Raw genomic sequence first — 25,953 nt, forward strand, 5'->3', positions numbered from 1 at the left:
TGTTTCGCCGGATTGGCGTGCGTGCGTTTCAACTATGGCTATGGGATGCTAGTGACACCGAAAGCAACCATGAAAAGCGCGCAAATGGCTGCGGTTAACCAAGTGCTGACAGCGGATTTTGAGGTTTTTTGCATCATATGTATGGAACGGGTAAGAAATCGCTTTTCTGACAGTATTGGCACACGCCCGTTGAGACCGGACTGAAACATCGGGTTTCCTCTAGCGGCAGATCTTCGACATGGCTGTGAGCATGTGAAAATCCAGTGCGAAGGTCAAACCCGCATTTCGAATGTGGGTGCGCATTTCTCTATCCAGACCCGCTTCTTATCTCAGCGCCCCTTCTTCAATCGCACGTTCTTGCACAATGACACTTTCCGCAGGACGGATGTCACGAAGCGAACCCAGTCGCAATACTTCGGGCCAGCGTCGGGCGCAACCAATGACGGCGGCTACCGCCCCGACGCCACCAAAAACAACCGACCCCACTGCCCCGGCAATACGTGAGGATATTCCGGGAGCCACCCAACCCAGCCCTGAGGTCATGAGATCGAAGGCCCGCGCACTGACCCCCGACTCAAACCCTCCTAAATCGTCGGACACCACGATAAACACAGTATTCACCGCCGATACCCTCCCTCGCATATGATCGGGCGTCAATACCTGCACTAACGTGTGCCGGACAATAACGCTGATATTATCGCTGGCTCCCACCAGAAACATGGCGACCATTGAGAGCCAGAACCACTGCGAAATCCCAAACATAATTGTGGCCGCTCCAAACAAGGCCACGGCCCAAAGCATCGCGCGCCCGGCATTCCGAATAGGCGGCATATGTGCGATCGTCATAGCCATCGCAATCGCACCCAATGCTTCCGCCGCGCGCAGAAAGCCCAACCCAAGCCCCCCGACATGCAAAACATCCCTGGCGAAAAGGGGCAGCAAATAGGTCGCCCCGCCCACCATCATCGCAAACATATCCAGGGTGATTGTGGCCAGAATGATCTTGTTATTCCGCACAAAACGGATCCCCTCCAGCATTCCCTGCAGCGAACTATCCACTGCCTTGCGAACCTGACCCTGTAATTTCAATCGGACAATGGCCAGCAGCCCTCCCCCGCGCAATAGAAAGGCCAGCGCCAAGGCGGGCGGCGTATAGTCATCAAGCCCCAACAGTAACCCACCCAGCACAGGGCCCACCATGGAGCCGACCCGGTACAAACTGGTATTCCAGGCCATGGCATTACTGAAAAGGGAAACCGGAACAAGCTGCGATAGTATGGCGGAGCGCGCCGGTGTCCCCAGTGCCTGCCCAATCGAACTCAGTAATAAACACACATAGAACCATTGAGCAGGCGCCTTCCCCAAAGCCAACATCAACAGCCCGGCTGACGCCACCACTACAGCCGTCTGGGTCATGATGATCAATTTTTGCCGATTGAACCGATCTGCCAGTTGCCCGGCAACAATGGAGAGTAACATCACGGGCAACGCTTTGACCAACCCCATCCATCCAAGCGCCATGACCGTCTGGGTTTGAGCATAGAGATGAATCCCCACCGCCACCGTCTCAATCTGACCGGCCATTGTCAACGCCAGCCAGCCAGCAGAGAAAAGACGGTAGGCAGGACTGCGCCAAGCGCCATAGGGGTCGTGTGTTAGTTGCGATGGAGCCTTCATTAGCGGGCTATCTGTTATTGGTTATTGGCTATTGGCGCAAGGTAAAAAATGTCGATCCCATCTATTTGCACAATTGACAGCCGGTAGATTCCAGCATTACATTCCCTTTTTTAACGACCTCTTGAGAAACCGGATCAAGCGACCTGTGAGCAGGTGCGGCTGGGCCTGAACGGCAGTGGGACTTACACCCCGCGGGACTATGAAGTCTTGCGGGGTCTTTTGTTCAGGAGGCATTATGCAGTCAGGTTCCGCAGACCTACACAAGCGCAAGGCAGGAGTAGCCGCGCTTTCGATCCTTTCTAATGCCACTCTCGTGGTGCTTAAGCTGCTTGTCGGCTTACTGATAGGTTCCGTATCCGTTCTTTCCGAGGCTATTCATTCGGCCGTTGATCTTGTCGCCTCTGTGATCGCCTTCCTCTCTGTTCGCACTTCGGCGAAGCCTGCTGACGTGCGCCATCCCTTCGGACATGGAAAATACGAGAACCTCTCAGGAGCTATTGAGGCACTTCTCATCTTTCTTGCCGCCATCTGGATCATTTTCGAAGCTGTTCATAAACTGATTGCCCCCCAACCTCTTGAGAAGGCAGGCATCGGCGTGATCGTCATGTCGGTCTCGGCCATCACCAACTGGTTGATTTCCCGACGACTCTTCAGAATTGGAAGGGAGACGGATTCCATCGCCCTGCAGGCGGACGCCTGGCATCTCCGAACCGATGTCTACACCTCCCTTGGTGTCATGGCCGGACTAGGCATCATTTGGAGCGGATACTGGGTGGTTCCAACATGGAATCTCAACTGGGTGGATCCGGTGGCCGCCCTCTGTGTGGCTATTTTAATCCTGAAGGCCGCCTGGGATCTGACCGCCGAGTCAGTAAAGGATTTATTAGATGCCCGTCTTCCGGATGAGGAAGAAGCGTGGATTATTAATTATATCAGAGAGTTGCGCCCTTTAGTCCAAGGCGTGCATGACCTCCGAACCCGTAAGGGGGGGGCCATGAGGTTCGTGGAATTTCACCTCATTGTTCCAGAATCCATGACGGTGGCCGAGGCTCATGCCATCAGCGATAAAATCGAGGAGGCCATCACCGCCCGATACCCCGCCACGCATGTGACCACTCACATCGAGCCTTGCCGCCAGCCTTGCCCTGAAACATGCCTTCCAGGATGTTTTTTGACAGAGGAGGAGAGAAAAGGAGTCTAGAGTTGCGACCCCTAGGCCCAAAGTCCAAGACTCCAGGCCTCGATTTTCGTCCTTGGACTCGCGACTTTTTTTGTTCCCCTCCCCCACCCTTAGGCGTAATATTGTTCTAACTCGGGAGATTTCAACATGGATCTTGAATACGATTCCCTGGGGGATGAGATAAATCCTTCATGATCCTTGACCTCACCATCCCTGGCGGAATCGGCGGACAAAAAGTAATGTAGGCAATCTTATCCTTTGACCCCGGCGTAAGGGCCACAGCAGATATTGTGGTAATTTGGCACAGAAGGTAGACGTGAAAAACACAAAAAGAAAATCAGGTAATACCGCCCCCGACTTCCCCATCGTCGGCATCGGGGCCTCCGCCGGGGGATTGGCGGCCTTCGAAGCCTTCTTTTCTGGCATGCCCGCCGACATGAGCCCCGACATGGCCTTTGTCCTCGTTCAGCATTTAGCCCCAGACCACAAAAGCATCCTCGCCGATCTTATCCAGCGCTACACCCACATGCAGGTCTGTGAAGTTGAGGATGGAATGGTGATTCAACCCAATCATGCCTATATCATTCCGCCTAATCACGATATGGCTTTTCTAAACGGAACCCTCCAATTGCTGGCACCCTCTGCGCCGCACGGGCAGCGTCTACCCATTGACTTTTTTTTTCGCTCTCTCGCTCAGGATCTGCACGAGCGGGCCATTTGCATCGTCCTTTCGGGGACTGGCAGCGACGGCACCCTCGGGGTGCGGGCGGTTAAAGGTGAAGGAGGCATGGTCATCGTCCAGACCCCTTCCTCCACAGAATACGACGGGATGCCTTGCAGTGCCATTGCCACCGGTCTGGTGGACTACGAACTTCCTCCGGCGGAAATGCCCGCAAAACTTATCGCCTATGTTGCCCATTCCTTCGGAAAGCCCTCGCGAGTCATACCCCTCCCGGAACCTAGGGACGATAATGCGTTAAAAAAGATTTTCATTCTCCTGCGGAACAAAACCGGTCACGATTTTTCCCAGTACAAGCAGAGCACCATTATCCGACGTATTGAGCGGCGCATGGCCGTCCAACAGATTGAAACCATTGACGAGTACGTCCAGTTTCTACAAATTAAACAGGCAGAAATGGAATCGCTGTTCCGGGACTTGTTAATTGGCGTGACCAGTTTCTTCCGGGATCCGGAGGCCTTCAAGGCTTTTGAAACACTCGTCGTCCCACAGCTCTTTGCCGACAAGCCAGCTGGAAGCGTAATCCGTGTATGGTCACCCGGCTGTTCTACCGGCGAAGAAGCCTTTTCCATCGCGATCCTCTTGCAGGAACGCCTGGAGGTACTGAAACAGAGTTACCGGGTTCAAATCTTTGCCACCGATATTGATAACAAGGCACTTGCTGTAGCCCGGAACGGACTCTACCCTGCCAGTATCACTGCCGACATCACGCCGGAGCGACTGTCGCGATTTTTCGTGTCCGAGCCCGATGGTAACACCTACCGAATCCATAAGGGTATCCGTGATATGCTGATCATTTCTGAACAGGATGTGATCAAGGACCCCCCTTTTTCCAAACTCGACCTTATCAGTTGCCGCAACCTTCTGATCTACATGGGCGGAGATCTGCAAAAGAAACTTATTCCGCTGTTCCACTATGCACTGAATCCCAGTGGTTTCCTGTTCCTGGGCACCTCGGAAACGGTGGGTGAGTCTGTTGATATTTTTACTCCCCTCGACGGCAAGGCTAAGATATATAAACGCAAAACCGATTTACACAATTCGCATCGACTCCTGACCCGTAGCTTACCAGTCATGGCGTCGGCCACCTTCCATCCAACTACAGGTAAAAAGTTTGGCAGCAGGAAATTCTCGCTGCGAGCGCTGACCGAACAGGCCTTGCTACATCAGGTCGCTGCAGCCGGTGCCCTCGTCAATGAGCAGGGCGATATCCTCTACCTCCATGGCCGCACCGGTCTCTATCTCGAACCCACCCCGGGCGAAACGGGGGTCAGTAATATCCTGAAGATGGCTCGTGAAGGCTTACAGCGCGAATTGACTATCGCGCTCCACAAAGCCACATCTGGCAAACAGGTTGTGCATTGCCCCAACCTGCGCGTCAAAACCAATGGCCATTTTTCCACCGTCAACCTGACCATCCGCCCCGTATCCGGTGGCCCCGAAACCTCATCCGATGCCCCGCTCTATCTGATCAGCCTTGAAGAAATCATGCCGACCGCCACCCCTTCTCTCGAAGGGGCTGCGCCGAGCCAGAGCGATCAACCGGCCGTTGGCAGCGAACAGACAGGCTCCAGTGAATCAGTAATTATAACTGCCCTTAAACAGAAGCTGCAGGACAAAGAAGATTTTCTTCAAAGTGCCAATGAGGAGTTGGAAACCTCAAAAGAGGAGTTACAATCCATTAATGAAGAGTTAGCCACGGTTAACACTGAACTTCAACTCAAGGTGACCGAACTGACACGAGCCAACAATGACATGAGTAACCTGCTGGCCGGTACCGGTATCGCCACCATCTTTGTGGATCATGACTTGCACATCCTTCGCTTCACGCCAGCTACCACTAAGATTATCAACCTGATCCAAACCGATGTAGGTCGACCCGTTGGCCATATCGTCTCAAATCTGGTTGACTACAACCGGCTTCCGGCAGACACACAGGCCGTACTGGATAACCTGACCCCTAAAGATGTCGAGGTGCAATCCCTTGAAGGAAGCTGGTACTCGATACGTATCCGCCCTTACCGTACCAAGGACAACGTGATCGAAGGGGCGGTCATCACTTTTGTAGATATTACGGCGACAAAAGATGCGGAACGAAACGCCGAAAGCTTTCGCCGCCTGGCGGCGCTAACACTTGATTCAAATGACGCCATCATCATTCAAGGCTTAACGGGTAAGATTTTGTCCTGGAATCCTCGCGCAACGAGCATGTATGGCTGGAGCGAGTCCGAGGGGTTGACAATGAATATTCAAGACTTGATTCCTGAAAATCAGCGGCATGCGGCGTTATCTGTACTCAAGGATCTCAGCCATTCAAAAATTATCCAACCCTATCGCAGCCAACGTATCTCCAAAACCGGACGGATCCTTAACGTCATGCTGACCGCCACCGCATTAGTCAATGGTTCCGGTCAAGCCTATGCCATTGCCACAACTGAACGGGAGGTCAATACAGAATGAAAAATGATTCATTCAACCCGGACTCAGTGCTCACCACAGAAACACTTCGCCAACGGGCCGAAACTATGGCCCAAGAAAAGAACGACTCGTTTTCTCATGAGCTCAAATCCTTATCTCCTGAGCAATTACAAAAACAACTCCACGAGCTTCACGTTCATCAGATTGAATTGGAGATGCAGAACGAGGAACTGCGCCGGACCCAAGTGGAACTTGATGCGACCCGAGCACGCTATTTCGACCTCTATGACCTCGCACCTATCGGCTATTGTTCTCTCAATAAACAGGGGGTGATCCTGGAGGCCAACCTCACCGCCGCCGTCCTACTGGGCCTACCCCGAGGTGCACTACTCTCACAACCCATCTCTCACTTCATTCTTCTAGAAGATCAGGACATCTATTATCTACACCGCAAACTACTTTTTGATTCATGCTCATCACAATCCTGTGAACTGCGCATGATGAAGGGCAATGGTGCCATATTCTGGGCTCACATTACGGCAACCATCAAAACAACCTCTGATGCCCTCCCCATCTGCCGTATCGTTATTAGCGATATCACGGAACGCAAACACTCCGAGACCGAACTCCTGAAAATGCAGAATCTTACCAGCATCGGCACACTGGCAGGAGGAATTGCGCATGACTTCAACAATATCCTGATGGGGGTTTTCGGAACCCTTTCCCTGGCCAAACATGAACTCCCCAAAGATCATCCGGCATTCAAACTTCTTGAGTATACCGGGAAATCCATGGATCGAGCCATCCGTCTTACCAAGCAGTTACTGACTTTCGCCAAGGGAGGAGAACCTGTCAAAGAAAGCCTCTGTCTCGGAACCGTGGTACGGGAGGTCGCTGAGTTTGATCTTTCCGGCAGCAATATATTACTCGTATATAAGCAGGCGCCTGATCTACGGGATGCGAATGTTGACAAAGGGCAGATCCAGCAGGTTATTTCCAACCTCACCATTAACGCCCGCGAAGCCATGCCCAATGGCGGACACCTGTTTATCACCCTGGAAAATTCAGACATAACAGAGGACACCATTCCTCATCTTCACCAAGGGCATTACATCAAGATCTCCGTACAGGACGAGGGATCCGGAATAGACCCCAAACACATTGACCGGATATTTGATCCCTATTTCACTACTAAACAAACTGGCAGCGGGCTAGGGCTGGCAACTTCTTATTCTATCATCCAAAAACATGGCGGTCACATTTCTGCCGAGTCGGTACTTGGCAATGGCGCCACCTTCACCCTCTATTTGCCCGTATCTAATGCACATAGGCCAGCACCTGAAATCCCGCAAAAGATTGAAACATGTATCTTTGAGCCATGCCGGAAAATTCTCGTACTTGATGATGAAGAGTTTATTCGTATGGTTATCCCGCGCTGGTTACGGAAGATGAAATGTCTAGTCGAGACATCGCACGACGGACGGCAGACCATCGAACTGTACCATCACGCGATGAAGTCCGGCACCCCGTTTGATTTGCTTATTCTTGATCTTACCGTGCCGGGAGGGATTGGTGGCCGGGAAGTGCTGAAAGAAATTCTGGTGTTGGACCCAAACGCCAAGGCCATTGTTTCCAGCGGGTATGCTGAAGATCCCGTCATGGCAAATTATACCCAGTACGGCTTTAAGGGAGTCCTCGCAAAACCCTATACCGAAAACCAACTCCAGGAACTTGTGGCAAAGGTGTTATCATGAGGGGAAATCAGGAAGCAGGAGTTGGTTTTCTACAAGGTTTTTTCCGGCTCGGGGATTCTGAATCCTCGTGTGACCTGGCTTTCCTGCTGAAGGGTTGTCAGCACGCTAGAACCGAATAAAATGTAAGCGGTAGCCGCCGCCACCATCAGAAATTTACCCGTCCGCTTTAAGCCCAGCAGACCCAATGCACCGGCAATCCATAAAACACTGAACGCGATGGCTGTAATACTCGCACGGGTCGCACAGTCTAGCGCATAATGCCAGAATAGCACCCACCTCAACCACGAGGCCACGGGTACCTTCAAACCCTGTTTCCCGGCTTCCGCAATAGCCAGGTTCCGGGCAACATCTGCACTACTCCCGCCATAACGTTCCGCCCGTAACAGAACAGACACCGCCTCAGCTGATTTTCCGGCCAACAATAAGGCTGTTCCTTGATTGTAAAACAAATCCGCATTCCTGACACCAAGATCCACGAGTTTCTGGTAGGTGCCCGCCACCGTCAAAAAATCATTTGGAGACTCGGCTGAACTCAGCCCGGTAAGTGATTCCGTCCAAATAAACGCTCGCTCCGCTGGAGTGGAGGCCATGACTTCATGCGCTCCAAGCCCTGTCAGCATGACAAGAACAGCCATCCGCACAAGACGTGAACGCTGGCGGTCATTGCGATAACCCTCCACAGCAGCAAGCATGGCCACCAGCTCTTTTGTATCTACAGCAATAGTGCTTGAATTAAATGCCGCTTCAAAGTGACGCTGCATCATTCCGGAGAAACGCTTCGCCAGATCATATGGAATTCCCCGCCCAACCAAAAGTGTTTCTGCATCGGCTGGCGTCAGAGCGTCGGCCTGAATGTCGAACCGATCTGCAATATAGGAACGCAGAATATTACATATGCGCTCGTGCTCAAGTCTACCACGCCCCGGTTCTCCTGAATTAAGAATGGCTAGCTTGGCGCGAGAGAAAGCTTGGCGCTGCCGCTGAGCCCGCTTAAATACAGGCCCCTGTCTTCGACACCACGCCCCCAGCAGGCAAATGACAAACACCCCGGGGCCAATACCAGCATAGAGCACCAATCTTCGGAAATCACCCATCAGTACGACCGGCTCAGATCCGGCCATCCCCATGCGGATACCGGCAGGCATCATCGCCAACTCCTTTTCACGGTGGAGTTGGTTTCCGGTATTCGTGGAACCCCCAATTATTTGAGACGCCGTAATCTCTGCTGCCTGCCGAACTTTCAAGGGAATGGATGATGATCTCGCCGTCTTATACTGACGCCATGTTACGTCATAATATGAGATTTCCACTGGAGGCAGTTCAAAGGAACCCGCCTTCCGGGGACGAATGGTATACACATACTGACGTTGCTCATTCTGTTTGATGGTTTGAACTGAATCATCATAGATTTCAAACTGTTCCAACAGCGCTGTCTGGAGTGATAGTTTTGGTGGCGTAATATTACGCATCTGAATGGCACCGGAAAGGGTTAGCGTCAGTTTGAGCGGATCCCCGACATTACAGGTCTGTGCATCCAGCGCCGCTTCGACGGCCAGATTGGTGCCAATCGCACCAATGTAAGAATCGGGTCGATTTTCTTCGGGAGGCGGGATCACACGCACCGTGGCGGCAGGCCCCACCGCAAAGATGGGCCTGCCATTCGCCGTGCCATCGGCTTTGACCTCGATGGGTACTGACCCTTTGAATAGTAGGGGGCCAAACGTATAGGATCCTTCTGTCAGTGGCGCATAGGGAAGCGTGAGCGTGTATTCCCAGTAATTCTGACCATCCTGAATCACCCTCTTACTATCAAATTTGAAACGGGCAGGCCGCCCCTGCATATTCATCATTTGGCTGAAATCAAACGGATCAGCCTGCGTGGTGAACTCGTTCAAAGTAAATCCCGCCTGATTCTGACGAATGAGATGATCATTCAGAAGTTTTTGAAAATCCGGCCCCTTGAGACCGTCCATTTCCTGCCCGTTGAGAAATGCCGCCTCAACATGGGGCGGGTCTGCAGGAAACAAAGGTTCAGCGTCCTGATAGGGCTTGGACAAACCCTTGATCCGCAAAACCACCTGGATGTCAAAGGGTTCGTCAACCAACACCGAAGCACGTGAGGCTGTTACAGATGCGATCACAATATTCTGTCGCGTCACGCCGGTGACCGTAATGACAGCACCCGTGGCCGAGATGCGCGAACCGTTCACCGAAGCGGAAATGGGGCCCAGCGTAAACACTCCCTCCGCAGCGGGTGTCCATTTATAGGTGAAAACATGTCCGACAAAATCTTCACGCCTGACTTGGCCATTCACATAAACTGCAGAATGATAGTTTAAGGGCTGATCCCCTACCAATTCAGCAGTTCCATTCTGAATCGCAGACAGGTCCGGCCTTAAGGAGTTATCCGCCCCATCCACACGGACCTCAACCAGAAATGATTCGCCAAGATAGACACGATCGCGACTCGCCTTGATGGAGAGAGAAGGAGTAGCAGCAAAGCCGAAAGCGGCAGAAAAGATGATCAGGAAAACGGCACAGGATATCCACTTTTTCATTCGTCTACCAATCTCTTTCGGTAGGCGACAGGGGAACGTAGGAATCCCGCTCACGCTTTTCCTGCTCGTGTTCCTTTTCGCGCTGCTTGGCCTTATCCAGAAGTCTCTTCAGCTCCTCAGGCGACATCTGCTCCTTTTTATCTTCCTGTTTTTGAGGCGGCTTCTGATCCTTCGGCTTATCTTGCTTCTGATCCTTCGGCGGCTGAGGTTCCTGCTTTTGCTGATCTTGTTGTTGCTGATTCTGCTGCTGGTTATCCTGCGACTTTTTATCCTTGGGTAGAAGCGCCTCAATTTCCTTCAGAACCGCATAGGCACTCCGCTGCTGCGCCAGACTATCCATCAACGCAGTGTTGATCGCACTTTCAGCCGCAGTTTGCAAACTGATGGCCTTATCTGCCAGATCAATAATCTTTTTACGATCCTCGGGAGACAGGATCTGCTCCACCTCATTCGTACCCTTTGCCGCGGCATTCGTAGATGTCTGCTGCACGGGCCGACTGATCCCCTCTGGAGGAACTTCCTGTTCAAATCGCTGCTTGAATATAGCGGTCAAATCGAGCGCTTCGACTTGCTGGGCCTTGATGCCCTGCTTGAGTTCGTCCGCGCCCGGCGGAACCCCTGTTATCATCGGACTTGTTAAAGTAATAGCGTTGGTCTGCCTCTGAATATCCTCCCGCAGGAGTTGCTGATACCCCGAAATGCCTTTCCACAAGGTGTAGACTGCAGCCTCAGCCTTGAGAGCAGGTGCATAGGACTCACGATCCAAGTTGCGCAGCGCCTTAGCAACTTCAAACATATTGTCCCTGATGGATTCCGCAAAGGCATTGACCTGAGCGATCTGTTGAGGGGCGTTTGTATTATTTGATTTTGACGGGGAAAGAGCCTGGAGCAGTTTCCCTTTGAGCGGGATCATCAGGTCGGCCGTCCGGTCCTGTTCTGCTGCTATTGATTCCAGGAAGTCAATCAAGGCCGGGGTTGTATTGGTGAAAGCCGCAGGGATATCCTGAATCAATTTCCGCTGCTGAAGAAGCATCAGATCCGCCAACGCGCCTGGCTGCGCCTGGCCATGTTCCGCCATAAGGCGGATGATTTTTGCCTGTTCCTCCACCTTGCCCGTCATACCCGCCACAACCGCCAGATTCTTTCGGCAATCGGCATTGTCAGGTTGTTGCCGTAATGCCTTTTGAAAAGCCATTCCCGCCTGTTTCATCGCCTGAACTCGACGTTCCGCCAGAGCGGGATCCGGCGGAGTAGCAGCGTTTTCCATCATGGGCGCAGAACCGGTCGCAAACAGGGCACACCCAAGATTATAGGCAGCCATTGCCCCCAAGTCCCCTTCCCCTCCTGTCAGACTCCGAAAGATATCACCCGCCTCTTCTGTCTTCCCGGCCTTGAGCAAGGCACAGCCCGCATTGTAGAGGTAGTCATCCCGATTAGCCTGAGCTGCCGTTTTGGCAGCCACCTGATAAGCCGCCGCGGAGCCTTCATAGTCACCCGCCAGGTAAAGCCGTTGGGCCACACGGGCGCCGTCCCGCCCCACAGGGACATGGGCCACTAAATTGCTAACCGGCAAAATGGCCATTGCAGAATTGGTTTCAGCTTGAAGGGGAGATCCGGCCATCAACAATAACACAAGGGTAGTAACCGTTGCCGGCAAAGGTGGTGGCTTTATCGGAGCAGTTCCGTCATGTACAGCCTTAGCGACCGGTCGCGCCCGTCCTGCAATCCGTCCACGACTCAGAAAAGCGACAGCTAAAAATAGCAGCACCGCAGGGAAAAGAAATATCTGATAGCGTTCAACATATCGGCGCTGCGAGGACTCTTCAAGGTCACGGGCGGAGATTCGGCTCAAATGATTCCGATAGAGATCCCCGAGCTTGACGTTTGCCAAACCAACCGGGACATAAGCCCCCCCCGTGACTTCAGCGATCTCGCGCAGAAGACTGTTATTTAATTTCGACACTACTTCCTGCCCCTGATAACTCAGGGCCTGTTTTTTATCGGTTGAGGATGGGATAGTTGCCCCTTCACTACTCCCAAATCCCACTGTAAATACAACCACACCTTTCTCCTTGGCCTTAGTCGCAGCCTCCATGGCTTTTCCTGCCAGATCATCGCCATCCGTAATCAGGATAATCGCCTTATGAGCGCCGCCTTCATCTTCAAAGTTTTGAAGAGCTTCAGTAATAGCCCCGCCAATATCGGTTTCGCCAGCAGGCGCCGAGTCCACGCCCGTTCCTTCCAAGGTCTGAGCCATAAACCCATAATCTGTTGTCAGGGGGCACAACAAAACGGATCGGCCACGAAAAGCGAGAAGCCCAACCCGATCGCCTCGCAGTTCTTTGATCAGATCCAGCAGATCCACCTTGGCGCGCCCCAGGCGGCTGGGATGAACATCACGGGCAAGCATGGAACGCGATACATCGAGCAACACCATCAAGTCGCGCCCACGTTGATACACGGTCTCATCTTGCACACCCCATTGTGGCCTAGCAGCAGCTATCAGTGTCAGGATAAGCCCAGGCATGAGCAGGGAAAGCTGCCATAACCGCCGGGCCGTAGCAGGAGCTGGCGCCAATTTAGCGGCCATTGCCGCTGAAACCAACGACTGGTCGCTCCTCCGTCTCTCGGCAAGGACATGCCAGGCCACCCCGATGACCGGAACGATCCATATCAGGAAGAGAACCCCGGGATATTGAAATTGCACATTCATAGGATATTCTTGCCTAACCAGGCGTTAATGACAGCCCCCAACACCAGCAAACTCAGACCAGCGATCAGAAAAGCGGGAAAATGCTCGTCGTACTTATTGAAAAGCTCGGTGTTAATCGTTGTCTTTTCAAGTTTACTGATGGCGACCATAGTCTGATCCAACCCCTTGGCGTCCGTGACGTTGAAATATTTCCCACCGGTAGTGGAGGCGATCGAGCGCAGTTGCTCCTCATCCAGCCTCACTTCCGCATTGACGACCGTTTGACGTCCGAATATGTCACGTGCCAGAAACGGCGCACGACCCGTGGTGCCAACCCCAATGGTATAAATCTTGATCCCCATGGTTTTGGCAGCCTTGGCCGCCTCCTCAGGCTTGATAAGGCCGGTGTTGGATTCGCCATCTGACAGCAAAACCATAATTTTTGATTTTACCCCGGCCTCATCCAGCCGGCTGCAACCCGTAGCCAGCGCATCACCGATGGCCGTCAACATCTCCTCCTGATTCAGCAACTGCCCCTCTTTGCTGAACTGCTCGCGGGCAATCTCAACACCCTTCAGACTATGCAACAGGGCAGAGTGATCCAGGGTCAACGGAACCCGACTGGACGCAAACCCGCCGAAGGTCACCAGTCCGATTAAATCCCCCGGGCGTTGTTGCACAAACTTACCGAAGGTCTCCTTGACCACATCCAGGCGGGTACGCTGCTTGTCCTGCGTGGCAAAGTCCAGTGCCTGCATGGAGCCCGAGCAATCAACCACCATCTGAATGGCAATGGCATCCGACGTCCGCAACGTTCTTGAAAAAATGGCCTGGGGCCGGGCCAGGGCGATAATCAAAAGCGCCAGTCCGGTCAATACCAACAGGGGAGCCACGGGCAGGATCCGTGTCCGCCAGGTTTGCCGCTTTTCCGGCAAGCGCTGAAACGCCGAAAACAGTAACGCCTGCCGTACTCTGCGCCGCAAAACAAACCACCCTGCGGCGGCAAGTGCCAAAAACAGAAGCAGATAATATGGACTACCAAGGTGCATGCTATATTGGAGATTGGAGATTGGAGATTGGAGATTCAGAAGAATCCGTTTCAATGTAATTTTTTGCGGTGGACGTAGCGGCTCCAACTGAAGCTATATCCGGGTGAACACCGGCATACTTCACCAGATCTGCGGCCTGCATGAATTTACGTAAGCGCCTGACCACATCTGGTGAAAATCGAACATCAGAACTGACGGCGGCTAGAAATTCTTCAGTAGTTTGTTCCGGGGCGCGAATAGCGTGAGCCCGCTCAATATAAGTTCTTACAATCATCGTCAGTTCAAAATAAAACTCTTTAACCTGATTATGGCCAACCAAATCCCGGGCCATCAATTCAGCCAGCTCGAATAGCGCACGTTCCCTTGGAGACATACGGCGGAGTTGAACGGCGCGACGTATTTTCCGGAACAACCGCCAGGCAAGATAGCCCAGTGCTGCGACGCCCAACGCGATAAGCGTGTATCCGATAAAGCCCTTAAGCCCCGGATAAATCCATACTGGCCCCCGGGCAGCGGCAATATCCTTGCCGGGCGCCTCCTTCTGAAGCGCTTCAGACGCCAATACCACCGGCTTTGTCGGGAACCACTGTGCTGCTCCACTTACAGGGTCTTTCCACGTAACGGCCATAGGGGCAATCCGATATTCATCTGAAATCTGAGGTGTTAGCCGTACGTTCCGGGTTCGCACCCATTTTCCCCCTAAAATTTTAGCTGGCCCATCATAATTACCCGACACCGTGAATCCTTTCACGCGGGTTTCCAGAGGAGGGATTTTGACAGCCACATTCGTTGGTGAAGTGATGAGGAACGCCAGTAGGATATCACGATCAAGCCGAACCACGGGCGGGTCAAAAGACAAGGAAACCGAAACCGGACCCAGGGAGTTATCCGAAATCAGAGGACCGCTGGTGGGACCCTCAGAAAAAACGGACTGGCAGGCAACGATCAACAGTCCCAGCCCTAACCCGCCAACCAGATTATTGTGCAGGCTCGTTTTCATCCCCGTGCCGCCCTCAACTGACGCTGCCGGAACAACTTATGAATATCATCAATAAACGGTCGCTCCGTAGAGAGGTTAAGCGCATCGATTTTATTTTTCCGGAACATTCTGTTCAGCGCATCGGCCTCTTTTGCGGCTTTCTCCCTAAAGGCGTTCCGAAGAAGGGGCGAGGAGGTGTCCAGCAACTCAAGTTCCCCCGTTTCGGGATCCTGAACCTCAACCAACCCGACATTAGGCAATTCCATCTCTCGAGGATCGGCAATATTTACACAAACCACATCATGTCGCCGTCCTGTCACCCGCAGTTCACGCTCAAACCCACAATCCATAAAGTCCGACATGATAAATACTACCGACCGCCGTTTCTGGATCTGATTCAAATACCGGAGGGCACTTGCCAGATCGGTACCCCGCCGCGTCTCCTCGGCGGCAAGTACTTCGCGCACCAGCCTCATGACGGCAGTCCGACCTTTGCGCGGGGGAATGGAGGCCTCAATCCTGTCACTGAACAGAATTAACCCCACTTTGTCCTGGTTTTTGATGGCGGACAGGGCAAACAGGCAGGTCACCTCAGCCGCTAATTCCGCCTTGGCTCGCTGGCCGGATCCAAACGATTGGGACCCAGACACATCCACCAGAAACATAACGGTTAACTCCCGTTCTTCACAGAAGCGCTTGATAAAAGGCACGCCCATCCGAGCGGTGACATTCCAATCAATGGAGCGAATGTCATCCCCAGGAACATATTCCCGCACTTCGTCAAATTCGATCCCCTGCCCTTTGAATACCGAGTGATATTCACCGGAGAGATGCTCATCGACAAGCCGATTGGTAACCAAGCGGATCTTACCCACCTGCTTCATCAATTCTTTGACGTTAATAGCCATTTTAATGAGTTATCAGTGATTTGTTATGAGTTATTGGGTTATCTGTTCTGACCCCCTCATTACAAATAACCATTAACCAATAACCGTTTCTTACGGCACCGGGATCTCGTTCAGGATTTTGGCGATGATATCTTCGCTCTTCATGTTTTCGGCCTCAGCCTCATAGGTCAGAATCAAGCGATGCCGGAGAACATCATACGCAATCTCCTTGACGTCCTGCGGCGTGGCATAGGCGCGACCATGAAGCAAGGCATTGGCACGGGCGGCAATGTTCATATACAAACTGGCACGGGGCGAACCGCCATACTGGATAAGGTGTCCGATATCGAGTTTGTAATCCGCTGGCTTCCGCGTGGCAAAGACGATATCCAGAATATAATCAGCAACCTTCTCATCACAGTAAACCTGATCCAGAATATTGCGGATATCAAGAATCTGCTGCCCAGACATCATGGAATTGATTTTGATATCCGATTTCCGGGTAAAGCGATGCATAATGCGGCGCTCATCATCCTTGGACGGATAATCCACACGGCACTTGAGCATGAATCGATCAATCTGGGCTTCAGGCAACGGATAGGTTCCCTCCTGCTCCAGAGGATTCTGGGTTGCCATCACCATAAAAGGTTCGGGCAAGGGATAAGTTTTATCACCGATGGTCACCTGATGTTCCTGCATGGCTTCCAAAAGAGCCGATTGCACCTTGGCTGGGGCACGATTGATTTCATCCGCCAGCAAGAGATTGGTGAAAATGGGACCCAAACGCGGCGTAAAGGTGCCCTCACGCGGATTGAACACCATGGTTCCAATGACATCAGCAGGCAACAGATCCGGGGTAAAGCTGATTCGCTGAAACTTAAGACCAAGCGCCATGGACATCGTCTTGATGGCCGTGGTTTTGGCTAACCCTGGAACGCCCTCTATCAAAAGATGCCCATTAGAAATGAGAGCAATGAGCATCCTGTCCAGTAATCGTTCCTGTCCGACAAGGACCTTATTGACCTCCTGCCGGACGGAATCAACAATTTCTTTTTGATCATTAATGACGTTTGCTGTCGCAGTGATATCAGTACTCATGGTGTTTCTCCGGATAAGGCAACTCTTCCGTTCAACTCAATTTAGGGCTTGAAACCTTTTAACCCTGTCAAGTATGACATCTTTTTCTAGCACATTCTTCAATTTCTGCAAGATATTTACAATATTTTGCCAGGGATCAGAACTGACTGGCTTGTATTTTCCTTGCCTCCACGGGCGCAGGGTCGTACAAATAGGAATCAATGGAATGGGGGCTTTAATCATGACAGTTACACGGCGCTGGAGTTTGATTTTTCTAACTTTTCTTACGCTGGATCTGTATACGACACAAGCCCAAGTGGCTAGATTTGAATCTTATGGTATTGAGTCCGTGCCAGATAATGCCAATGTTCGCATTGGTCCCTTTTTTTCGGACCTTTCGTTCTTCCAGTCGGCGGGCATACGCTACACGCGTAGCAGCGGCGCCGGAATGGATTACCTCTACAACGGGCATGCCCCCGGCGTCACCCCCACCGCCGGGCAACCCACCCGTTACGGACAGATGAAAAAGGACGGCGTTGATCTCCCCCTGATCTCCCAGTTGACTGCGAGAAATTACCTGATTATCAGTAAATATCTTGCCGTTGATATTTCCTTTGCTTTGACCTACCGGGCGTTCCCTCTTGGCACAGAGGACAATACTTTCGATGTTGAGATTATCGACCCTGGTTTTTACGCCCATATGGGCTCATTCACCTTTGGCGCCACAAAGGATTCCTGGCTGGGTTCGTTCAATGGGCGGAACGCCCAGGCCTACACCGGCAAAGAAAGCTCCGGCTTCTCCGCCAATTTGTCTGCTGATTTTGAATTGACCCCCTTTATCCGGGGACGCGTATACGAGCGCCCGTCTTACCGCGTGGATTACGTGGACGCCCGGGGTTACGCGGATAATTTAAGCGGTCAGCGCTACCCGGTTTTTCAAAATCTGGCAGGCGTGGATCTGGACTGGCAGATGGCCCCGGACAAGAACCTTGGCTATACCTTCAGCCGTACTGACACGATTCCACAAGACAACAGCTACGATATCTCCCGAAGTGTGATCTATCACCAGATGCTCGATTATCGCCAACGTATCAGTCCGCTCACCACCGTGGGCGCCAAAGCAGATTATTACTGGCGGGATTACCTCGCCTCACGCGGCTCGCAGTTTCAACAGGATTATCTGGGTTACCTGAATACAGATCTCACGGAAGACACCACTATGAATGTGTCTTTGGGTTACAGTCTGGCTGAATTAACCAGTGCCAGCACCTCCTCCTACGAAACCAACGGTACCTCTGATTCGATTATTGGCGGAATTGGACTTCAAACCCGGCTCACTGAAACCTTGAGCCACGGCATCGCGTACCACCGCTATCAGCGCGCCGGCTTTATGGCCGGATATGAAATCACAGACGCCGTAAAGTATAACATCCAATATGCAAACGCCGAGTCCTGGTCGATTGGTTTTTCATCAGCCTACGAAACCGTTACCCCGAAGCTGGCCAACGCCGCCGCCTACTCAGATTGGGCGAATCAAATTTCCGCCTCCCGCCCCCTGACACGCCGCTTGGTGCTAACCTTGGCCTCTGCCTACGTGATGCGTATGAATGACACTCCCGCCGAAGGTCAGATTGGAGACGGAGAGCTTTATCTGAGTAACGACTACGACACCTGGGCCTCTACGGCTGGACTTATTCAAACCCTCACTGACAGGTTGAAACTTTACACTTATGTCGAACATCTGGAACGACTTAGCAGCAATGAATTGCTGACGGGCACTCGCGACACCATCGGCATGACACTGGGTTACTATTATGACTTCTAAGTCTTCCAAACATTCCATGCCGCCCGCACATCGGGCCGTACTTTTTTCGGTCTTTATTTTAGTCGCTGCGTGGATTTGGGCCAATCTACCCCGCCTCGCGGCCGGTCAAAACGGAGTCCTCTCCTTTTTTCTAGGCTCCCTTTTTGCCCTCGCACTCATTTTCAGGCCCAAACTTACCGATGAGGGCTTCAAATTGTCGGGTTTAAAACTTGGACTCATCGGCGCAACGGGAACGTTAATGGCAATTTTCGGAATGATCATTCCCATCCATCAAGTGGAATGGCTGGGAATGCTTTTGATTTTATATGCGGCCCTGGCGTGGGCCTTGCCAAGACGCCACGGGAAAGACCTGCTCCTCGCCCTGTTTCTCATCTATTGGATTCATCCCCTGCCCAGTCAGCTCTTCGGTCCCATCCAATTGGGTATGCAGTCCCTGTCGGTCAAGATGAGTGAGGGCTTGCTTCAAGCCTTGAACGTCCGGGTCTGGGGTGATGATCTGGTGCTACGCGTCGGCACACGGGTGTTTGGGGTTCCCGAGGCCTGTAGTGGAATGAAAACAGCCATCACGGTGCTCTTCTGCGGAATGGGCGTGGGTCTGCTGATGCGATTTGGCAAACGGGCAATGATCGGACTTCTCGGTGTAGGTATGGTTCAGGTTTTGCTTCTCAATGTCATCCGTATTTCCGGCATGGTCTGGTTCGGTAAAGATAAACCACCAAACTGGAATGAACAGGCCCTACACGACACCATGGGCATTTTCCTCCTGCTGGCCGTGGGCCTCATTCATCTGGACGCCGTCCTGCTTCGTCAGTGGCTTGCCTTCCGATACCGTAAAAAAACCCTTGCGGCTATAAATGATGAAGTCGGGGAGGATGAGGAAAAATTAAAGCGCTTGCCCTACTTCTGGCGCTTTGCCTTCCAGTGGTGGATACATTTGACCGTCTTGGCCATGGTCTTGATCGTGGCGTGGATATTTCATTCACGCCTGAACGTATCTCACCGCGCCGAGATGATTCGCGGTGTGGCACAGGGATTGGCCTCATATGATATGGAGACCTCCCAACGTGCTATTCAGGCGGCACTGATTTTGGCCCCCGAAAATAGTGAACTCCTGACAGATCTGGCTCGGATTAAAATCAACAGAGGAAAACAGGAGGAAGCCCTGCGCATTATCCAGCGCCGACCAGTCAAGGATCGTACTCTTGAAGAGCGGGTTCTTGAAGTCAGGGCCCTTCTGGAACTCAAACGAGTCCCCGAAGCAGCCAAAACGGTTGCTTTGTTTCCCGCTGAATCACGTCAACTTCCCGGAGTCGCATTGGTTCTTGCTGAATTTTATGCCGTTCTGGATAAACCGTCCGAGGTGGCAACCTATGTTGTTCTGGCAACAAGAGGCGTCGGAACTCAGGAACGTATTCGCCGCTTGTTCCCCTATATGGCAGCCCGGGATCTCTGGGATTCTGTCCGGCTTTCAGACTCGGATCTCCCCTATGCAACCACTCTTCAGGGTCTTATTGCCGTAGAAGCACGGCTCCGGGTGGGCGACATCACCAGTGCCGCCAATGTACTTCGCCGGGCCATGAAAAATCGGGAACTGGAACCGGCTTTTTTAAATCCCACCATCCGGATCATGCGTGATCGCCCGGAGGCCGAATGGCAAAGCCTGTTTGAAACTCTCTTCAAGGCTAACCTTAAAACACTCCAGGCCCCCGAATTATCTCTGGCCATGGATGGAGCCTTTTCCATTGGCCGCCCCGATATTGGCTGGCTGGCCTTTACCCGTCTGACCACTGTAGCGCCGGATGACCCCATACTGCTGATTGCCCCCGCTGAATATGGTCGCAAATGGTTCCAATTCCGCCACGAGGTTATGGGGGTGGGTGGGTATGGAGAAGCTATGCTGGATGCCAAGCCCTTCTTCCAGATCTCTGCCGGCCAATCGCCTTGGAAAGAATTATGGGAACGCATTCCCATGGCCGAAGAACTCGGCGGCCTCATTACGCGTGAGGGTTATGAACACCAACTTAAACTTTGCCTTGATGCCCTTAGCTCCATGGAATCCAAGAAGGCCCTCGATATGCGCCTTAAACTCCTCTGGGGCCGCGTACTGGGCGAACTGGGCCGTTGGGATGAAGCCCACGCCAAACTCCTTTTTTTCGAAAAACAGACAAGCCAGCAGCATAATCTCTTCCTGGTCGCACACGCGGATCTATACAAGGCCCAAGGGGATTGGGAAATGTGTTACGAAACCCTTTCTGAATATGTGCGTTCCGAATCACACCCCCCGTTAACCGTCTGGCTCGATTTATCCCATGCGGCCATGTCGCTTGAATTTGGCTCCTACGCCATGCAATGCATGGAAGAGGCCCGTCACGATTACCCTGAGTCAGAAGAATGGTCTTTGGCGATGGCGGGCATGTGGAGTTTCTTCGGTTTCAGCGAAGAGGCGCTCTTTGTGGTGAATCACATGAAACATGCACCGCACCCAGCTCTGCGGGCAAAATTACTTCTCGCTAGCGGTCGCGTGACCGAGGGCCAGAAGCTGGTTCGTGTGGAGAATCTCAGCGATACCCCTATCCCGAAACAACAGACCGAATTGCTGCCTCCGGCAGAATGGGCACTGGAATGGCGCGGTGGGAAACTCGAAGACGAGGACTATGCACTCGAGCGAAAGGCTTTGAAGCCTAAACAGACCCCCTTCCTTAAATCGTTACAGGCAGCCAAAGCCTCATGGTTTGCATCCAAGGGACAAGGCACCACCTCGGATTTATCGAAGTGGACCATCGGCCGTGACTCACGGGAAAACGCCCTGGCTTTGGGCGAATTGACGTTGCTGCTGATGCGCCAGGGCCGAACCAATGAGGCGTTAATTGCTATTAACAAGGCTCTTGAATATCAACCTTCCTCCGGCCTGCTTAACCGACTCCACGTGCTGCTTAAAAAAGATGTTAATACCGTTAAAACAACCCTGGCCGCCCAGCCGCTCGACTCTGAGTTGTGGCTGGCGTATCTCGTTGCGCAAGTCCGGTCCACGACCAACTCCAATTGGGCCGATCGCGAGATTCAAAAAGCGGTCGATAACGACCTTTACCCGCCGGGCACATTGGTTCGGGCTGGCGACTTATTCCTAAGATACAACCTGACCAATGCAGCCAGTATTGCGGCCCACGCAGCAATCAAAAACGGCCAAGGTTTACTTCCGGCGGATGTGCTGGGAGTGACAACCGCCATCAAGCTGCAGGATAATGCCTGGGCGTTACTGTGTGCCCGGGCCGGTACAGAACATGCCATCGAGCCTTGGCCATTCTACAAAATCATTATCGGGCTGAAAATCCGATCCGGAAAAGCAGATCCGGACATCATCCGTGCTCTTGAAGGACTTGCCTCGCACTACCCCGAAGAAAGTGTCTGGGCACAACGCCTGGGTGAATTGTACTTCCAAAAGGGACAAACTGATCGCGCCCTGGGAGTTTTGGAAGACGCCCTGGCCCGTGAAGTCGGAAATAAACAAGCATTGCCAAGAACCTACCTGCTGGCCGCAGAATCTGCTCGCCGCGAAGGAAATATCGCCCGCGCCATCAAAATCCTTAAATCCGCTTACGTGCGTTATCCCGCCGATTTGAACGTCTTGAATAATCTCATCTTCACCCTGGCGCAGGATCCCCTGTATATCGCTGACGCTCTCTCTCTACTGCCCACGCTTCTTAGTAATGAAAAGAATGACTTTGCCATCCATGATACAGCGGCACTTGTCTATACTCGGGCAGGCAATCTTGCCGAAGCCGAAAAGCACATGCAGAAAGCCCTCTCCCTCGTGAAAAAAGGGGACTACGCCTGGCTGGAAGTGTACTTGAATGCAGCCGAGGCACAAATCAAGCTGGGGAAATTGCGAGAAGCCCGAGAGAGTTTGTCGCTGATTTTGAAAACACAGGAACGTTCTTCCATCATCGATGCCCGCGCTCGCGAACTGCAGGATGAACTCTCTCGTAAAGAACGGGAGCAAACGAAGTGGTTCTGAATATTTTAGATGAACACAAGCGCCTCTCTCCATCGTATCCGCAGCCTCCTGATCAAGGAACTTGCGCAAATCAAGCGTGACCGCAGTCTTCTCGGGATTCTTATTGTTGCGCCTATTTTCCAACTGCTGATTATGGGCTTTGCGGCCAACACCGACATCCGCGACATTCACCTCATCGTTCGCGACAACGATCACTCTTATCACAGCCGTGATTATGTTCAATCATTGGGAGCCTCAGGTTATTTCAAGATTACGCCTGCGACCGGCGCTGAGCGGGACGATGAAGCGCTGCTGGTTTCCGGCAAAGCAGGCCTTATTCTCACCATCCCTCCAGATTTCGCAAAACACCTTCTCGGAGATCAATCGGTAGTTGTTCAAGTATTGGTGGATGGCTCTGACAGTAATTTCGGAGTCAACGGGTTGAGTATGCTCCAAAAGGCTACTCGCCTGTTTTCCACCCGGAATATCCGACTCATGACGGCTCAATTATCACGGCAAGGCATCAAACTGCCATCCGTTGAGGCGGAAACTCGGGCCTGGTATAACCCCCATTTGCTCTCGCGTTATTACATGGTCCCCGCCCTCATGGGAGTGCTGCTGCTTGTCACCACGATGCTTGTCACCAGCATGTCACTCGTCAAGGAGCGTGAAGACGGCACCATGGAACAGCTCATTGTGACTCCGCTCCGACCTGCGGAACTCATGATTGGCAAACTTCTGCCTTTCGTCCTGATTGGCCTTATCGAGGTTACCCTTGCCCTTGGCGTGATTCGAGGGGTCTTTGGCATTCCCCTGCGGGGCAACGTTCTGTTACTTTACGCCTTCTCTGGATTATTCCTGCTGACCACCCTCGGAATGGGCCTGCTGGTTTCCGCCCTCGTTAAAACGCAGCAACAAGCCATGATGGTGGCCGCCTTTTTCGTCCTGATGCCGTTTGTTCTTCTTTCCGGGTTTATCTTTCCCATCGAGAATATGCCAGCGGGCATTCAGGTTTTGGCCGCTTTCATCCCGCTTAAGTACTATCTTGAAATTGTTCGGGGACTATTTCTCAAAGGAACCGGTTTTAACGAGCTCTGGCACCCTGCCCTCATTCTCTTCCTGTGGGGCGTTGGCATTCTATCCATTGCTTCTCTAAAATTTAGAAAGCGAATGGATTAATCCCTAATCCTTATTGCTCGAAGTAGGTATAGCCCCGAATGCCTACCTTGTAGGCTTTGACAAAGGCATTCTTTTCCCTATGCGTGATCAAACCGTTTTTGGCCGCCTTCTCCGCACGAGCCTTTATAGTATCCACCATGGCGTTCGGGCTGTATTCCATATATTCCAAAATCTCATCCACCCGGTCACCCTTGATCTGCGTCGCTTCATCAATCCGGCCTTTTTCATCAATCCGGACATGCAAAACATTCGTGTTCCCCAGCAGGTTATGCATGTCGCCAATCGTCTCCTGATAGGCACCCGTAAGGAATATCCCCATGTAATACTCACGCCCATCCCACTCATGGAGCGGCAGGACATGTTTCACATCATGCAGGTCAATGAATTTATCAATCTTCCCGTCTGAATCGCAGGTGATATCCGCCAGCACCGCCTTGCGTGTTGGTCGCTGATTAAGCCTGTGAATCGGCATGATCGGGAATAATTGATCGATCGCCCAGAAATCGGGAATAGACTGAAACACACTAAAGTTACCGTAATAGACATCTGCTGTGGCCGCATCCAACCCCTCGAGCTCATCCGGGGTATACTTACGCCCTCGAGTCATTTCCGACACTTTACATACCACATGCCAGAAAATAGTCTCCGCCAGCGAACGCTCCCGCAGCGAGATATTGCCGTGCAGGAACAGGGTTCGCAACTCATCACGGTAATAGACCGCATCGTGATAGGCTTCCTGCATATTGCGTGGCGAAAGGGAGTGACAGACTTCCATTAGGTTCTGCAGCATTTCATGGGAGTCGGACGACAACTTTTCAGGAATCCTTAGTGGCTCAAAACGGCGCACATCCAGAATGTTAAAAATCAAAACAGAGTGATGCGCCGCCGTGGCACGTCCAGACTCGGTCACGATCGTCGGGTGCGGCACGCCGCATTCATCAAGTGTATTCATCACCGTCTCGACAACCACCGAGGCATATTCGGCTGTTGAATAATTGGTGCTACACGCGAAATTGGTATGGGACCCATCATAGTCAACCGCCAAGCCCCCGCCCATATTAAGGATGCCCATGCCGGCCCCTTCACGCACCAGTTCAACATAGAACCGGCACGCCTCGCGCAAGGCATTTCTGACCCGTCGAATATCAGATACCTGACTTCCCAGGTGATAGTGGAGCATCTGCAGACAATCGAGCATCTTGCGCTGACGCAATCCATCAACCACCGCAATAATCTGACTGGCATCCAGCCCGAACTTACTGCGATCGCCCCCGGAGGAATCCCAATGTCCTCCCGCACGACTGGATAGTTTTGCTCGAATTCCCACAACCGGACGAACCTTAAGCCGCTCAGCTCGTTCCACAATTAAATCCAGCTCACTGGGCATCTCAATGACTAACACCGTGCGGGTCCCCATCTTAAGCGCCTGCAAAGCAAGATCGACAAATTCTTCATCCTTGTACCCGTTGCAGATAACAAATGCGTCAGGATCCTTCATCAAGGCCAACGCCGCAATCAGTTCAGCCTTACTGCCAGCCTCAAGCCCATGATGATATTCACGTCCGTATTCAGCAATGTCCCTGACGACTTCATCCTGCTGATTCACTTTGATGGGGAACACACCACGATATTGCCCCTGATAGGCGGCATCAAAAATAGCCCATCTAAAACTCTCATTAATCTCTTTGATGCGGGAGGCCAGGATGTTGGAAAAGCGGAGCAGAACGGGCATATCCAGGCCGCGGCTGTGACACTCATCAATCAAGTGCATCAGACTGACCTCGGTTGGGCTCTTGGGGCCATTGGGGCGTACAATCACTTCCCCTCCCGGGGTCACGTCAAAGTAACCTTGTCCCCAATTCCGGATCCCGTATAAGTCGGCGGAGTTTTCCGCCGTCCACCGCGTCAATGCTTCATGCTTCATGATGCCTATCTCCTCTACCCA

15 protein-coding genes are annotated in these 25,953 nt (G+C 52.4%); 7 read left to right on the forward strand and 8 right to left on the reverse strand.

Going from position 1 to position 25,953, the window contains the following annotated elements; genetic code table 11:
* A partial coding sequence (locus WCI03_09485; protein ID MEI8140086.1) for a hypothetical protein occupies nucleotides 1–204 on the forward strand: 204 nt, incomplete at its 5' end.
* 120 nt (nucleotides 205–324) lie between these two features.
* On the opposite strand, the gene WCI03_09490 is transcribed toward WCI03_09485, so the two are convergent.
* Nucleotides 325–1,677, reverse strand: coding sequence for an MFS transporter (locus WCI03_09490; GenBank protein MEI8140087.1), 1,353 nt, complete (start codon nucleotides 1,675–1,677; stop codon nucleotides 325–327).
* Nucleotides 1,678–1,912: 235 nt separating this feature from the next.
* On the opposite strand from WCI03_09490, the gene WCI03_09495 reads away from it, so the two are divergent.
* From WCI03_09495 to WCI03_09505, 3 genes are all read left to right on the forward strand, one after another.
* Nucleotides 1,913–2,878, forward strand: a complete 966-nt coding sequence (locus WCI03_09495) for a cation diffusion facilitator family transporter (GenBank protein ID MEI8140088.1) — start codon at nucleotides 1,913–1,915, stop codon at nucleotides 2,876–2,878.
* Nucleotides 2,879–3,173: 295 nt separating this feature from the next.
* Nucleotides 3,174–6,056, forward strand: a complete 2,883-nt coding sequence (locus WCI03_09500) for a chemotaxis protein CheB (GenBank protein ID MEI8140089.1) — start codon at nucleotides 3,174–3,176, stop codon at nucleotides 6,054–6,056.
* On the forward strand, nucleotides 6,053–7,768 hold the full coding sequence (locus WCI03_09505; protein ID MEI8140090.1) for an ATP-binding protein: 1,716 nt from the start codon (nucleotides 6,053–6,055) through the stop codon (nucleotides 7,766–7,768). Before WCI03_09500 ends, WCI03_09505 begins: the two co-directional genes overlap by 4 nt.
* Before the next feature lie 29 nt (nucleotides 7,769–7,797).
* On the opposite strand, the gene WCI03_09510 is transcribed toward WCI03_09505, so the two are convergent.
* From WCI03_09510 to WCI03_09535, 6 genes are all read right to left on the reverse strand, one after another.
* A complete protein-coding gene (locus tag WCI03_09510; protein ID MEI8140091.1) occupies nucleotides 7,798–10,326 on the reverse strand; it encodes a BatD family protein in 2,529 nt (842 codons plus the stop codon).
* A gap of 4 nt (nucleotides 10,327–10,330) precedes the next feature.
* Entirely contained in the window at nucleotides 10,331–13,039 is a 2,709-nt protein-coding gene (locus WCI03_09515; GenBank protein ID MEI8140092.1) for a VWA domain-containing protein, read from the reverse strand.
* The gene (locus tag WCI03_09520) at nucleotides 13,036–14,067 is read right to left on the reverse strand and encodes a VWA domain-containing protein (GenBank protein MEI8140093.1); all 1,032 of its coding nucleotides are present in this window, start codon (nucleotides 14,065–14,067) and stop codon (nucleotides 13,036–13,038) included. Before WCI03_09520 ends, WCI03_09515 begins: the two co-directional genes overlap by 4 nt.
* 1 nt (nucleotide 14,068) lies before the next feature.
* Nucleotides 14,069–15,067 carry a hypothetical protein gene (locus WCI03_09525; protein ID MEI8140094.1) on the reverse strand — a complete coding sequence of 333 codons (999 nt, stop codon included), beginning with the start codon at nucleotides 15,065–15,067 and terminating at the stop codon, nucleotides 14,069–14,071.
* Nucleotides 15,064–15,954, reverse strand: a complete 891-nt coding sequence (locus WCI03_09530; GenBank protein MEI8140095.1) for a DUF58 domain-containing protein — start codon at nucleotides 15,952–15,954, stop codon at nucleotides 15,064–15,066. Before WCI03_09530 ends, WCI03_09525 begins: the two co-directional genes overlap by 4 nt.
* A gap of 90 nt (nucleotides 15,955–16,044) precedes the next feature.
* The gene (locus WCI03_09535; GenBank protein MEI8140096.1) at nucleotides 16,045–17,031 is read right to left on the reverse strand and encodes a MoxR family ATPase; all 987 of its coding nucleotides are present in this window, start codon (nucleotides 17,029–17,031) and stop codon (nucleotides 16,045–16,047) included.
* A 220-nt stretch (nucleotides 17,032–17,251) separates the two neighbouring features.
* Between WCI03_09535 and WCI03_09540 the strand changes: the two genes are divergently transcribed.
* Genes WCI03_09540 through WCI03_09550 form a run of 3 tightly spaced genes read left to right on the forward strand, consistent with a single transcriptional unit; the run spans nucleotide 17,252 to nucleotide 24,008 of the window.
* A complete protein-coding gene (locus WCI03_09540) occupies nucleotides 17,252–18,835 on the forward strand; it encodes a hypothetical protein (protein MEI8140097.1) in 1,584 nt (527 codons plus the stop codon).
* Nucleotides 18,825–22,850, forward strand: a complete 4,026-nt coding sequence (locus WCI03_09545; GenBank protein ID MEI8140098.1) for an archaeosortase/exosortase family protein — start codon at nucleotides 18,825–18,827, stop codon at nucleotides 22,848–22,850. The genes WCI03_09540 and WCI03_09545 overlap by 11 nt, the downstream gene beginning before the upstream one ends.
* A gap of 9 nt (nucleotides 22,851–22,859) precedes the next feature.
* Entirely contained in the window at nucleotides 22,860–24,008 is a 1,149-nt protein-coding gene (locus WCI03_09550; protein MEI8140099.1) for an ABC transporter permease, read from the forward strand.
* A gap of 10 nt (nucleotides 24,009–24,018) precedes the next feature.
* On the opposite strand, the gene speA is transcribed toward WCI03_09550, so the two are convergent.
* On the reverse strand, nucleotides 24,019–25,935 hold the full coding sequence (speA, locus tag WCI03_09555) for a biosynthetic arginine decarboxylase (GenBank protein ID MEI8140100.1): 1,917 nt from the start codon (nucleotides 25,933–25,935) through the stop codon (nucleotides 24,019–24,021).
* Nucleotides 25,936–25,953 lie beyond the last annotated feature (18 nt).

This window comes from bacterium, from assembly GCA_037143175.1.
Lineage (GTDB): Bacteria > Verrucomicrobiota > Kiritimatiellia > CAIKKV01 > CAITUY01 > JAABPW01.

Excerpts from the sequence above, each read along its gene's own strand:
- WCI03_09510 (MEI8140091.1), bottom strand. The coding sequence starts at position 10,326 with ATGAAAAAGTGGATATCCTGTGCCGTTTTCCTGATCATCTTTTCTGCC.
- WCI03_09495 (MEI8140088.1), top strand. The coding sequence starts at position 1,913 with ATGCAGTCAGGTTCCGCAGACCTACACAAGCGCAAGGCAGGAGTAGCC.
- WCI03_09540 (MEI8140097.1), top strand. The coding sequence starts at position 17,252 with ATGACAGTTACACGGCGCTGGAGTTTGATTTTTCTAACTTTTCTTACG.
- WCI03_09515 (MEI8140092.1), bottom strand. The coding sequence starts at position 13,039 with ATGAATGTGCAATTTCAATATCCCGGGGTTCTCTTCCTGATATGGATC.
- WCI03_09525 (MEI8140094.1), bottom strand. The coding sequence starts at position 15,067 with ATGAAAACGAGCCTGCACAATAATCTGGTTGGCGGGTTAGGGCTGGGA.
- WCI03_09505 (MEI8140090.1), top strand. The coding sequence starts at position 6,053 with ATGAAAAATGATTCATTCAACCCGGACTCAGTGCTCACCACAGAAACA.
- WCI03_09550 (MEI8140099.1), top strand. The coding sequence starts at position 22,860 with ATGAACACAAGCGCCTCTCTCCATCGTATCCGCAGCCTCCTGATCAAG.
- WCI03_09490 (MEI8140087.1), bottom strand. The coding sequence starts at position 1,677 with ATGAAGGCTCCATCGCAACTAACACACGACCCCTATGGCGCTTGGCGC.
- WCI03_09530 (MEI8140095.1), bottom strand. The coding sequence starts at position 15,954 with ATGGCTATTAACGTCAAAGAATTGATGAAGCAGGTGGGTAAGATCCGC.
- WCI03_09535 (MEI8140096.1), bottom strand. The coding sequence starts at position 17,031 with ATGAGTACTGATATCACTGCGACAGCAAACGTCATTAATGATCAAAAA.
- WCI03_09520 (MEI8140093.1), bottom strand. The coding sequence starts at position 14,067 with ATGCACCTTGGTAGTCCATATTATCTGCTTCTGTTTTTGGCACTTGCC.
- WCI03_09545 (MEI8140098.1), top strand. The coding sequence starts at position 18,825 with ATGACTTCTAAGTCTTCCAAACATTCCATGCCGCCCGCACATCGGGCC.